Origin of the sequence: Natronorubrum halalkaliphilum (genome assembly GCF_009834785.1) — an archaeon.
GTDB classification, from domain to species: domain Archaea; phylum Halobacteriota; class Halobacteria; order Halobacteriales; family Natrialbaceae; genus Natronorubrum; species Natronorubrum halalkaliphilum.
The window spans coordinates 101,822-114,362 of sequence record NZ_WUYX01000029.1; the positions used below are offsets into that span (position 1 = coordinate 101,822).

Genomic DNA, 12,541 nt, shown 5'->3' on the forward strand with positions numbered 1-12,541 from the left:
GCCCACCGCTTTGCCGAATTCCCGTCTCATACTGTCTACTGGAAGCCATTACCGGGGCAATCGCGACCGTCCTGCGATTGACCGGTACATCGGTACAGCAGACAGTATCAGCCGATTCGGTCGACGATCGTTTCCTCGTCGACGACCAGATTGTACGCCTCCTCGTCGTCGTTCCAGAGGGCGAGGGCCTGCTCGAACGAACAGACCTCTCCGTAGTCGGCCTCGAGCAGCGGTCGGTTGAGCGCAGTCTCGTTCGTGAGGACGGCGTAGTGGTCGACCTGTTCGCTGCCGTCGCTGATCTTGAACAGCGGGTTCGAACTCGATCCGCCCGAGCGGCCGTCCCACTCGTCGTCGCCGCTCAGCGACCGGCTGAGTTTCGCCCCGACGACGTCGATCCGGTTGGGAACGTGGTGGCCCATCTCGGCCATCTTCGCCCAGTCGCTGGTCTCGAGGTCGAGTTCGAGCCGCCGGCTGCCGTCGAGTCGCAACAGCGAGTAGGAAAACTGGACGTCGACGTTGACGAACTCGCCGGAGGCGTGTTCCTCGTCGGCGTCCGGCGTCGCCTCGTCGAGTTTCCGCTGGAACGCGGGCACCTCGAGGTCGGGTCTGGCGTCGAACGACCAGCCGCGATCCGCGGGCCGGTCGCCCGACCAGAGGCGGACGGTGGGGCCGTAGACGGTCACCCGACCGGTGCGGTCGTAGTTGTCGTTCTCGTCGGCAACGTCGTCTCCACTGTTCCGGTCGTCGACGCCGTCCTCGCCGTCTGCAGCTTCATCCTTCCCCAACTCCGCCGGCGTCCACAGCCGTTCGTCCTCGAGTTCTCGCTCGACCGCGCGTAACTGAATGCTCGTGTTCTTGTCCGCCGGTGCCATCGCGAGCAGCGCCCCGTCGGGTGCGAGCAACTCGAGTGCCGACCACAGGACGGCGGTCGGGTCCTCGAGTTCGCTCGCGACGTTGGCGGCGAGGATCAGGTCGAAGCCGTCGGCGGGTGCAGTTGGGTCGAAGCCGTCGCTGTCGTTGTCAGCGTCTGTCTCGCCGATAGCAGCGGGATCGAACGCCTCCGCGGTCGTCCGGTGAATCGTTGTGTGAACGTTCCGGTCCGTCTCAACGAGCAGTTCCTCGAGAATATCGGCGGCCGCGCTGGGTTCGATGCCGTGGTAGTCGACCAGCGCGTCGTCGGGAAGGTAGTCACAGAGCCCCAGCGCGGGGCCGCCGACGCCGGCACCGATATCGAGCACGCGCAGGTTGCGACCCAGCAGGCCGCGTTCGGCGAGGTCGTCCAGTGCGTACTGTACGGCGGCGTAGTAGCCCGGAAGGTGGTAGATCGCGTATCCCGCCGCGACGTCGTCGTCGTACTCGACCGGCCGGCGCTCGAGATAGCGGGATTTGAATCGGCGGATGGTCGATCGCAAGAGGTCGCCGGTCGCGTCCTCGTGCCAGCCGACGCCGTAGCGGTCGACCAGCAGATCGTCGAGGCGGCGTTCGTACGCCGTGGGGAACTGCCGGACTGGGCCCTGACGCGGCCGGACGGGCTCGTCCTCGACGGGAACGAACGTGCCGTCGTCCCGTTCGATCAGCGCGAGGTCGGCGGCGTCCTCGCGAAGGTGCTGTCGGACGACCGCCGGGTGCGGGGTGCCGTCGATGTAGTCACAGATTTCCTCGGGGTCGATCGGTCTGACGTTCCGGAGATACTTCGCGTTCGATCGGACGGCTTCGCGTTGGTTGCTCATTGGGTTGTCCCTCCGTTCGTGGATCGGTCGGCATCGGCGCAATCGTCTCGCTGCCACTGTTGCGCCGCCTCCCGGTACAGCGACTCGAGGGCATCGCTATCGGCGTCGGCGATCCGCGCGGCGGCGTCGGCGACGGCGTCGGCACCCTCGAACGTCTGCTGAATGTCGGCGTAGACGCGCGGCGTGCCCTCGGTCACCTGTTCGGTGAGCGACCGCAACTCCTCGTAGATCGGCGTTTCGAATCCGTCGGGAACCGAATCCGCGGCGAGGGCGAACGAAAGCACGGCCGCGTGGGTCGCCGCCTGCACCGTCTCCATCGCCCCGTCGTGTTCGGTCGCCGTCGTCTCGACGAGGGTGTTCCCGCGGGCTGTAAGCGACTCGAGCAGCGCGTCGAGGACCGGCCCCGACTCGTCGCGGACGACTGCGATCGAACCCGGTGCCCGTTCAGGCGCAAAGAGCGGGTGTAAGCTCGCTCGCTCGAGCGTCGGCGCGTGCGTCGCCATCGCCTCGAGCGGCGGGTCCATTACGCCCGAAAGGTCGACGATCGCCCGCTCGGCTCGGTCGGCGTGGTCCGCAATCGCGTCGACGACGTGGGTCATCGGCACTGCGAGACAGACGACGTCGTAGCTGTCTGTCCCCTCGAGATCCGTGACGTCGGCGTCGGCCCCGACCGTGTCGGCCGCCGTCGCCGCGGCGTCCGCATCGACGTCGGCGAACGCGACCGTGGCGTCGACGGCGCGCCCGAACCACGTCCCGATCGCGCCGGCACCGACGATCAGTACGTCCATCGACGACATCTACCCCCTGGCGTTGCAAAAGCCGTTCGATCGATCGGTTCCCGAGCGCGTTCCCGGGCCCGAAATCCGGCCGTTGGCGAGAATTGCGTCGCCATCCGTGTCGCGTGCAGTTCGAGAGACGGGGTCGCCGAGACGGACTGTCGGTCCCGTGGTCCGGTGGGCCCGGGTCCCGTTCGCAGTCCACGGAGTCAATAGGAACTACCGCGATCGACGGAGGGTGCGTCCGAGACACCAACCGTATTGGCGATCGGTCGCGTACGCCGTCTATGGGCGAATTTGACCCGCAGGCGGTCGTCGAACAGTACTACGACTTCGTCGACGCCGAGCGGTACGACGATCTCGTGGCGCTCTTTACCGAAGACGTTCGGTACGAGCGTCCGGGCCAGGCGACGATCGAGGGTCGAGACGAACTCCGCACGTTCTATCTCGAGGAGCGACCCTTGACGGAGGGCAACCACGACGTTCACGACCTCGTCGTCGACGGTGACACCGTCGCGGTTCGCGGGTCCTTTTCGGGCCGACAGGGCGGCGAGTCCGTCGCGTTCGATTTCGCCGACTTCCACGAGTTCAGCGACGAGGCTATCGCGCGCCGCTACTCGTTTACGGACCGCGACGAGGTCTGAGACGCCGCTCGAGGCCACTGGATGGAGCAACAAGACGCATTGGCGTCACTCGCAACACCGTGGTGTGTGACATCACTTCCCAAGCTCTAAGTCATCCGTTTCCGTACGGGTCCTATGGGAGCGACTGAGCGGCCGACGTTTACGTCCGACGCCAACAGGCGCCTCTACGAGTACGTCGAACGCAACGGGACCGTCAAGCGACACAAGCTACTGGACGTCGTGTCGCTCTCCTCCGAGGAGTTTCGGTCCCACCTCGATGAACTGAAAGCCGACGGGTATCTGAAAGAGGAGGGCGGGACCTTGCGGATCGGCCTCGAATTCGGCGCGGTGGTGGAGTACGACACCGAGGACCTCGAGTTCGTCATTCGACCGGGCCGACAGTCGGACTTCGACGGGCTCATCGAGACGATTCGGGACGTTACATCAGCGGAGACGTACGTCGTCGCGGAGAGCATCGCCGAGGAACTGCTCTACGAAAACGCCGTGACCAGACACAACACCGTGAAATCGCGGATGTTCTTCGTCGCGACGGTCGACGGGGAGGTCGTCGGCTGGACCCACCTGGACCTCCCGCAGGTCGAACGGATGCAGGGCACCGCCCAGCAGACGGTCGGCGTCCGCGAGGCCGTCCGAGGCCACGGTATCGGGAGTAAACTGCTCCAGCGCGGAATCGAGTGGGCCGAAGCCAACGGCTACCGGAAGGTGTACAACAGCGTTCCGATCGTCAACGACCGCGCGCTCGAGTTCCTGACCCACCACGGCTGGGACACCGAGGCGATCCGCCGAGATCACTACGAAATCGACGGCGAACACGTCGACGAAGTGATGATGGCGCGCGAGCTGTAGCGTCTCGGTCGTCGATCGCGGTTCGGCGCCGACACGCCACACGCCCGGTGCCGGGATACTTGAGGACTCGAGCCGAGTATCGACTATGACACGGATCGGAATCGTCGGCGCGGGTGTCGCCGCGGCCGCCGCGGCGTATACGATCGAGGAAACGGTCGAGGAGGCGAAGGTGACGGTCCTCGAGAAGTCCGGCGGGCTCTGTGGCCGTGCGGCCACGCGACGCCGGGACGGCGCGGTTTACGATTACGGCGCGAACTACGTCAAATCGGCCGACGAGCGGGTGGTCGAACTGCTCACGGAGACCCTCGAGACCGACGGCCTGGTCGACGTCACCGAACCGGTCTGGACGTTCGACAGCGCAGGCACCGTTTCGGGGGGTCGAGACGCGGACGAGCACAAATGGACCTACCGCGAGGGACTGACCGGAATCGCAAAGCGGCTCTTTTCGCGAACCGACGCGACGGTTCACCGCGAGACGCGAGTCGAGACGATCCGCCGGGAACCCGCCGCGGAGACGTGGCGGCTCACGGACGCCGATAGCAACCAGTGGGGTCCCTTCGACGTCCTCCTGCTGAACCCACCCGCGCCGCAGACGGCCGACCTCCTGCGGTCCGCCGAGTGGGACCGCGACGTTCGGGACGCCCTCGTCGACGCCATCGACGCCGTTCCCTATCGAACGATCTGGGCCGGCGTCTTTCACTACCCCTTCGAACTCGACCTCCCCTACTACGCGCTGGTTAACACGGACAAGGACCACGAGATCGGGTGGCTCTCTCGCGAGGAGTGCAAACCGGGCCACGTCCCCGACGGCGAGTCGCTGTTGATCGTCCAGGCCAACCACGAGTGGTCGGTCGAGCGCTTTGAGAGCGATCTGGAGCAGAACCTCGACGAACTTGCGTCGATGATCGCCGACCTGCTCGAGGACGACCGACTGACCGATCCCGACTGGACGGACCACCAGGGGTGGCGCTACGCGCTTCCCGACGACGGTGTCGAGACCGACGCACTCCGGCGCGCAGAATCCGCGGGGCTGTACTGTCTGGGCGACTGGGTCGCCGGCGAGGGGCGAGTCCACGCCGCGTTACGGAACGGACTCGAAGTCGGCGAACGCGTGATAGCAGACCGGTAGCGGGTATTGGAGTCGATTTACTCGCCTTTTGGCTCGAGTCCCACGCGATAATCGGTTAGATTCTCGTAGCCGTCCTCGGTAACGACGACCAGATCCTCGATCCGAACGCCGCCGACGTCGGGATCGTAAATTCCAGGTTCGATCGAGATCACGTGGCCGGCCTCGAGTTCGCCGCCGGCCGGCGAGACGCTCGGCTGTTCGTGGATATCCAGTCCGACGCCGTGGCCCGTGCTGTGGATGAAGCCGGTTCCGGCGCTCGGATCGCTCCGGAGCGTCTCGTAGCCCGCCTCCTCGATGATATCGCAGGCGACGTCGTGTACGTCGGCTCCGGTGACGCCGGCCTCGACGGCCTCGAGCGCGGCCTCGTAGGCCTCGCGGGTCACGTCGTACCGCCGTCTGGCTTCCTCGCCGGGGTCGCCGCGGGCGAACGTCCGCGTCATGTCCGCGAAGTAGCCCGTCTCCTTGTCACGCGGGAAGATGTCGATCACGATCAGTTCGTCGGCCGCGAGCGGGCCGCTGCCGCGGTCGTGGGGATCCGCGCCGTCGGCCCCGCAGGCGACGATGGTGTCGTCCAGCGAACAGCCGTGTCGGAGGAGCGTGACTTCGATCTCCTCTTTGACGCGCTCGCTGGTGAGCGGTTCGCCGTCGCGGACGAGAACGCCGTCTTCGATCTCGGCCGTCGCGATCAGTTCCTCGGCGGTCGCCAGCGCGGCCTCGTTGGCGCGCTGGCTCGCCCGTATCTGGTCGATCTCCCAGTCGGTTTTCGTCGCACGGATCTCCTCGATGATCCCCTCGGATTCGACCGTCACGGAGACCCCTTGGTCTCGCAACCCGTCCGCGGTCCCCGTCGGGAAGTTTCGCGGGACGGCCAGCGAGTCGACGTCGTGATCGTCGAGAAACGCCGCGAGCATGCGACTTTTGGCCTCGTAGGAGCCGTGCTCGGCGACGAGTTGCTGGTAGTCGTAGGTCGATCGGCGGGTCACCGAATCGGCGCTTGCCTCTTTGCTCGCACGGCCGTACTCGAGTCCCGAGACGAGCAGGTGGATTCCCTCCCGGGTGACGAGCGTCTGGTAGGGATCCGGCGCGGTAAAGCCGGAGACGTACCGCTGGTCGGAGTCCGAGGCGTCGTCGTCGATCAGATAGCCGTCGTGGCCGTCGGTGTCGAGGTGCTCGCGGAGCGAGGAGAGGTCGACCGCTTCGTTCATACGGTGGTGTGTGGCGAGCGACTACATAATCCCGGCGAGTTCGCTCCGTCGCGTCCGTGCCTTCGATCAACCATCGGCCCGTCCACCGCCGATCCCTTCGGCGTCGCTCGCGTTCTCTCCGGCCACCCGGATGGATTCGGACCCACAAACTTATCAATTAAGGCAATAATCTGGCGCGTATGAACCGCCGACGGATCCTGGCTACCGGGGCGGGCGTCGCGCTGGCTGGCTGTGTCGGCCTCGCGGCCGACGACGGTCCCTCGAGCGACGACCTCGTCCAGGATGCGATCGAGACCCGGCGACACATGAGCCAGCTCTCGGCTCGTCGAACGATGACGGTCGAAACCCCGGACGGCTCCGTCGAGCGAACGGAACGCATCGCGAGCGAACCGCCCGCCAAGCAGCGTATCGAGGTTTTGGACTCGACCGATCCGACCGTCCCGAGCGGCTCGGTAACCGTCACGAATCGGGAAACGACCTGGGAGTACAACCCGGCAGCGGAAGTCGTCGACATGCGCCACCACGGGAACAAGGTCGACGACGACCGAACCTTGCGCGTCCTCGAGCGCCTCCGCGAGGAGTACCGGCTGGGGTATGAGGGGACCGCGACGGTCGACGGGCGAGACGCACACGTCATCGAGGCGCGACCGCCGATCGACGATTCCGATCGGCGGATCGATCTCGTCGTCGGAGGGACGACCTACGTCGTTCCGCTGTCAACGGCGGCGTTCGAGGACCTGGAGGTCTCCCGTACGATCTGGATCGACGACGAGTACCGGTACCCGGTCAAGGAACGAAACGAGGTCAGCGACGGCGACGAGACGCGGTACAGCCTGACCGTCAGCTACGAGGCGCTCTCGATCGACGAGGGGCTCGAGTCGGGGACGTTCACCTACGAGCCGCCGGTGGAAGCATCCGTCGTCACCGACGGACCCGAACCCGACGGCATCTTCGACTCGCGAGCGGCCGCCGCGGACGCCGTTCCGTACGAGTTGCCCGAGCCAGACGTGCCGGATTCGTTCGTGCTCGACCGAGTCACCGTCGTCGAATCTGCCGAGCGATTCGGTACGACCGCGACGCTCTGGTACGACGACCCGGCCGTCGTCGCGCGGGAACTCTTCGTCGCTGTTCGAGAGGTTCAGCGATTCAGACCGTCCGCGCTCGAGGAAATCGAGATCGACGGGCTGGTAGCCTACCGTCGGGACGGACGGATCCAGAGCGTGTTCTGGGCCTGTGACGACCTGAACTACGAGGTCTCGAGTCTGACCGACGGCGACCCGCTCCGGGACGTGGTGGCTTCGATCGGCTGTCCGTGAGCCGTTCCTCTCCCACGGAGAGTGGCGGTCCGATTCCAGTACCAGTACTGCGGGGATCGGTATCGGTAAGGCGCGGCCACCCGACAGAGCGACCATGAACGTCACCATCACCCCCTCGAGCGTTCGAGGGACGGCGCGGGCACCGCCCTCGAAGAGCTACACCCACCGAGCGATCCTCGCGGCGGGGTATTCGGACCGAACGACCGTTCGCGACGCGCTCTGGAGCGCCGACACGCGGGCGACCGCTCGCGCGGTGGATCTTTTCGGCGGCGACGTCGAGCGCCACGAAGACGGTACGCTCGAGATCGAGGGCTTCGACGGTCGGCCGGAGGTCCCGGCGGACGTCATCGACTGCGAGAACAGCGGCACGACGATGCGACTCGTCACGGCTGCGGCCGCCCTCGCCGACGGCACCTCGGTGCTCACCGGCGACGAGTCCCTGCGTTCGAGGCCGCAGGGGCCGTTGCTCGAGGCGATCGCCGACCTCGACGGCGACGCGTACAGCACGCGGGGCAACGGGCAGGCTCCGCTGGTCGTTACCGGGCCGATTTCGGGCGGCGGGGTCTCGATCCCGGGCGACGTCTCCTCGCAGTACATCACCGCCTTGTTGCTGGCCGGGGCCGTCACCGACGAGGGGATCGACATCGAACTGGAGACCGAACTCAAGTCCGCGCCCTACGTCGACGTGACCCTCGAGGTGCTCGAGGAGTTCGGCGTCGATGCCCGCCACACCGACGACGGGTTCGCGGTCGATGGCGGCCAGACCTACGATCCCGTCGGCGGGACCTACGCGGTTCCCGGCGACTTCTCGTCGATCTCGTACCCGCTCGCGGCGGGTTCGATCGCCGGCGCCGAAGCGGACGGCGTCCGCATCGAGGGAGCCAATCCCAGCGCCCAGGGCGACACCGCTATCGTCGACATCGTCGACCGGATGGGTGCCGACGTCGAGTGGGACCGCGAGGCGGGCGTCATCGAGGTCTCGAGCGCCTCGCTCTCGGGCATCGAGGTTTCCGTGGCCGATACGCCCGACCTGCTTCCGACCATCGCGACGCTCGGTGCCGTCGCCGACGGCGACACGCACATTACGAATGCCGAGCACGTCCGGTACAAGGAGACCGACCGCGTGAGCGCGATGGCCGAGGAACTGGGCAAGATGGGCGTCGAAACGAGCGAAGAACAGGACTCGCTGACCGTCCACGGGAGCGAGTCCCGACTCGAGGGGGCGACCGTTCGCGGTCGCGACGACCACCGAATCATCATGTCGCTCGCGCTCGCCGGACTCGTCGCCGACGGCGAGACGACCGTCGAGGGGGCCGATCACGTCGACGTTTCCTTCCCCGGGTTCTTCGGCATGCTCGAGGAGTTAGGCGTCGCGCTCGAGCGCCGGGAATAACGTCGGTAACGGGGGCGGTAGGTGGGGTTTACGATCGACGTACCGAACTCGCTGATGTTACCGATGTACGTAGATATATGTGCTCGCAAAGACAGTGATGGACCATGACAGACACCACGCCGGTACTCGTTAGCGCGGTGCGAACGGCGCAAGGAAAGGAAGACGGCGCGCTCGCGTCGTTTCGAAGCGAAGACCTGTCGATTCCGCTGGTCAACGAGATGCTCGCGGAGACGGGGCTCTCCGGCGACGAAATCGACGATCTGATGTGGGGCTGTGCCCAGCAGCGCGAGGAACAGCGGTCGAACATCGCCCGGCAGATCGCGCTCTTTTCGGATCTCGGCGAGTCGGTCCCCGCGACGACGATCGATCGCCAGTGTGCCTCCTCGGCCCAGGCGATCATCAGCGCCGCGGACTCGATCGCCGCGGGACGCCAGCAAGCCGTCTTCGCCGGCGGCGTCGAGAGCATGAGCCGGGTGAAGATGGGAGCCGCCAGCAGCGGCAAGATGTATCCCCAACTCGACGAGGAGTACGGCATGGAGAACCTCTCGATGGGGATGACCGCCGAAAAGGTCGCCGAGAAGTACGGCGTGAGCCGGGAGGAACAGGACGAGTACGGCGCCCGCAGCCAGCAGCGCGCGGTCGAGGCGACAGAGGCGGGGCGGTTCGACGACGAAATCGTCCCGCTCGAGACGGAAGACGGCGTCCACGACGAAGACGAGGGGCTCCGGCCCGGCACGACCCCCGAGAAACTCGCCGAACTCCCGACCGTGTTCAAAGAAGACGGCACCGTCACGCCGGGCAACGCCTCCCAGATCGCCGACGGCGCGGCCGGCGTCCTTTTGACCAGTCGTGACTTCGCCTCCCGGAACGACCTCGAGGTCCTCGCGGAAGTCGGCACCAGCTACGTTGCCGGCGTCGATCCCACGGTGATGGGCGTCGGCCCGGTGCCCGCCACGAAAGGACTGCTCGAACGCGCCGGTCGCGAAATCGACGACTACGGTCTCGTCGAGATCAACGAGGCCTTCGCGAGCCAGACGCTGTACTCACAGCGCGAACTCGGGATTCCGGACGACCGGTTGAACGTCAACGGCGGCGCGATCGCCATCGGCCACCCGCTTGGCTGTTCCGGCGCGCGCCTGCCCGTGACGCTCGTCCACGAGATGAACCGCCGCGGCGTCGAGCGCGGAATCGCGACGGAGTGCGTCGGCTTCGGACAAGGAGCGGCGATCGAGTTCAAACTGTCCTAAGACGATCGGCCTCGGCTTTTTGGTCCAGATTTTGCGAGCGAAGAACGACGTGATGAGCGAGACAAACGGTGGTCGCGACAGGGCGCGGCGATCGAGTTCGAACTGGCCGAGTGAGTCTCTCGAGGCCGGTAGCCCGCCATTCCGGTCCGCTTGGTCCCCGAGACGTCGTGTGTGTTCCGCGTTCACATCACCTGGGGTACTTTTTGCTTCGAGGTCGAAACCCGTGCCATGCGCACCGACCTCGAGCGCCGTCTGCGCGAGCGCCTGTCCGAGGGGGACTACTGCTTCCCCGATTACGACGGCTACTGTTTCGCTAACGTCCCGGCGACGGTCGGGTCGGTGCTCGGCGCGGACCGCAACGCCGGACGGTCGCTGCCCGACGACGTCCTCACAGGCGTCGGCGACGAGTACGATCGGGTGCTCGTCGTCGTGGTCGACGGGTTCGGGACCGCCTTCTGGAAACGCCACGACCATCCGCTCCTCGAGCGCGTCGAAGCCGAGGGAATCGTTTCGCCGCTGACCTCGACGTACCCCTCCGAAACGGCGGCGGCCATGACGACCTTCCACACTGGTCGGTTGCCCGCGGCTCACGGCGTCCTCGGCTGGGACATCTACGATCCGGCGGACGACGCCTCCTACGAGGCGTTCACGGTCGAGGTCAAGGCCGGAAACGAGTCCGTCGATCACGAACTGCACGACGTTTTCGAGGGTGAGCCGATCTACCCCGACCTCGCGAACGCGGGGGTCGACTGCCATCACGTCGTTCCGTTCGAGGAGACGTACGACGGCGCGGTCGCCCACACGTACGACTGGAATCGAGACGGGGACCGTGACCATCACGAACTGGGGCGAAAGCCCGAGATCGAGGGTTTCGACTCCGCGCTCGAGGCGGCGTTTACGGCCGCCGAGACACCGGCGTATCTGTTCGCGTACCTTCCGCAGATCGATAGCGCGGCCCACGCGTTCGGGACCGAAAGCGAGGAGTACCGCGAAACCGTCGACAACACCTTCGACGCGCTCGAGCGCGCGCTCTCGGGACTCGAGTCGAACGGCAGCGGCGCTAGCGCCGGTGGAAGCGCCGATCGAGACGCCGAAACGCTCGTCGTGCTGACCGCCGACCACGGCCACGTCGACACCGATCCCGAGCGCAACATCGACCTCGAGACCTGCGACGAGATCATGGGGTATCTCGAGCACCACGCCGACGGCGAACCGGTCCGGTACGCGGGAAGCCCGCGGAATCTCCACCTCCACCTGCGGGATTCGGATCGGGGCCGCGAGCGGGTTCGAACGATGTTGGACGAGACGCTCGACGCGCGTATCTTCACCCGAGAGGAGGTTCTCGAGCGCGACCTGTTCGGCGACTGCCGGCCGAGCGAGACCTTCCAGCGGCGACTCGGCGATCTCGTAGTCTGTCACCGCGAGCGCTCGGTCTGGTACGGCAGCGACCGGGCCCACCTCGAGTTGGTAGGGGTCCACGGCGGCCTCCATCCCGACGAGATGCTGGTGCCGTTCGCGGCGAGCGATCTCGAGCCGGTGCTGGAGTGATACGGGCTGCTGTAACTGTGTACCGGTGACCGCGAGCAGTCCTGGGGTCGCGCCGGCACTGACGGGTAACAGTCCGTCTGAGTCGGTGCCGTACGCGAGTTGCAGGTGGTCGTGGTCAGTATCCCCTCATACGGTTTACTGTAGTCAATGACCGCCGATCACCGATCCCGTCCCTGGTGATCGGCGGTACATAGTTACAGCAATCCGTATCAGTCGCAGTGGTCGGCATCTTCGTCGGTAGTGACCTCGAACTGGCCGTCCTCGAGGACGAACAGCTCCGTGCCCGGACAGGCGTCGTCGAACGACGACCGCTCGAGTTCGGTCGCCGCTTCGGTTATCTCGTCGCCGCTGACCGTCACGCTGTAGCGATCCCGGCCGTGTAACAGGACGACGATATGGGCGTCGGCGTCGAGCTCGTAGCTTCCGTCGAAGGAGACGACGCCCGATTCCGACTCGATCTCGAGGGCAACGGTGCGTCGCTCGTCGGTCCGATTCCAGAGTCGGACGCGGTGTGGCGGGACGTCCGTCGACGGCGACCCGAGGACCGCTCGAGCGATCGGCTCGTCCGGATTCGACGGCGGCTCCGGAGCGGGCTCTTCTTGCCCGACCGCCGACTCCGCGACCGGGAGACAGCCCGCGACCGCGAGACTCGAGCAGCCGACGCCGGCGAGCAGCGAACGGCGATGCATGTACGGTCGGTCGTACAC

The 12,541-nt window shown here is 66.3% G+C and carries 11 protein-coding genes; 7 read left to right on the top strand and 4 right to left on the bottom strand.

The window, feature by feature from the left end; translation table 11 throughout:
• Nucleotides 1–107 precede the first annotated feature (107 nt).
• A complete protein-coding gene (locus tag GS429_RS09795) occupies nt 108–1,730 on the bottom strand; it encodes a small ribosomal subunit Rsm22 family protein (RefSeq protein WP_160065042.1) in 1,623 nt (540 codons plus the stop codon).
• Entirely contained in the window at nt 1,727–2,518 is a 792-nt protein-coding gene (locus GS429_RS09800) for a prephenate dehydrogenase/arogenate dehydrogenase family protein (protein WP_160065044.1), read from the bottom strand. Before GS429_RS09800 ends, GS429_RS09795 begins: the two co-directional genes overlap by 4 nt.
• A gap of 275 nt (nt 2,519–2,793) precedes the next feature.
• On the opposite strand from GS429_RS09800, the gene GS429_RS09805 reads away from it, so the two are divergent.
• The 3 genes from GS429_RS09805 to GS429_RS09815 all read left to right on the top strand — a co-directional run bounded on the left by GS429_RS09805 (nt 2,794) and on the right by GS429_RS09815 (nt 5,125).
• Nucleotides 2,794–3,150 carry a nuclear transport factor 2 family protein gene (locus tag GS429_RS09805; RefSeq protein WP_160065046.1) on the top strand — a complete coding sequence of 119 codons (357 nt, stop codon included), beginning with the start codon at nt 2,794–2,796 and terminating at the stop codon, nt 3,148–3,150.
• A 114-nt stretch (nt 3,151–3,264) separates the two neighbouring features.
• Complete coding sequence (locus tag GS429_RS09810; RefSeq protein WP_160065048.1) at nt 3,265–3,996, top strand: GNAT family N-acetyltransferase; 732 nt, start codon at nt 3,265–3,267, stop codon at nt 3,994–3,996.
• Nucleotides 3,997–4,081: 85 nt separating this feature from the next.
• The gene (locus tag GS429_RS09815; RefSeq protein WP_160065050.1) at nt 4,082–5,125 is read left to right on the top strand and encodes an NAD(P)/FAD-dependent oxidoreductase; all 1,044 of its coding nucleotides are present in this window, start codon (nt 4,082–4,084) and stop codon (nt 5,123–5,125) included.
• Nucleotides 5,126–5,142: 17 nt separating this feature from the next.
• Here GS429_RS09815 and GS429_RS09820 read toward each other — a convergent pair whose 3' ends face one another.
• Complete coding sequence (locus GS429_RS09820; RefSeq protein ID WP_160065052.1) at nt 5,143–6,330, bottom strand: M24 family metallopeptidase; 1,188 nt, start codon at nt 6,328–6,330, stop codon at nt 5,143–5,145.
• Nucleotides 6,331–6,509: 179 nt separating this feature from the next.
• Here GS429_RS09820 and GS429_RS09825 point away from each other — a divergent pair, with 179 nt between their 5' ends.
• The 4 genes from GS429_RS09825 to GS429_RS09840 all read left to right on the top strand — a co-directional run bounded on the left by GS429_RS09825 (nt 6,510) and on the right by GS429_RS09840 (nt 11,834).
• On the top strand, nt 6,510–7,646 hold the full coding sequence (locus tag GS429_RS09825) for a LolA family protein (protein ID WP_160065054.1): 1,137 nt from the start codon (nt 6,510–6,512) through the stop codon (nt 7,644–7,646).
• Between the two features lie 94 nt (nt 7,647–7,740).
• A complete protein-coding gene (aroA, locus tag GS429_RS09830; RefSeq protein WP_160065056.1) occupies nt 7,741–9,039 on the top strand; it encodes a 3-phosphoshikimate 1-carboxyvinyltransferase in 1,299 nt (432 codons plus the stop codon).
• A gap of 104 nt (nt 9,040–9,143) precedes the next feature.
• The gene (locus tag GS429_RS09835; protein WP_160065058.1) at nt 9,144–10,286 is read left to right on the top strand and encodes a thiolase family protein; all 1,143 of its coding nucleotides are present in this window, start codon (nt 9,144–9,146) and stop codon (nt 10,284–10,286) included.
• A gap of 228 nt (nt 10,287–10,514) precedes the next feature.
• Nucleotides 10,515–11,834, top strand: coding sequence for an alkaline phosphatase family protein (locus GS429_RS09840; protein WP_160065060.1), 1,320 nt, complete (start codon nt 10,515–10,517; stop codon nt 11,832–11,834).
• Between the two features lie 209 nt (nt 11,835–12,043).
• Here the strand turns inward: GS429_RS09840 and GS429_RS09845 are convergent, their stop codons facing one another.
• Nucleotides 12,044–12,523 (bottom strand): hypothetical protein, encoded by a 480-nt coding sequence (locus tag GS429_RS09845; RefSeq protein WP_160065062.1) that lies wholly within the window; start codon nt 12,521–12,523, stop codon nt 12,044–12,046.
• Nucleotides 12,524–12,541 lie beyond the last annotated feature (18 nt).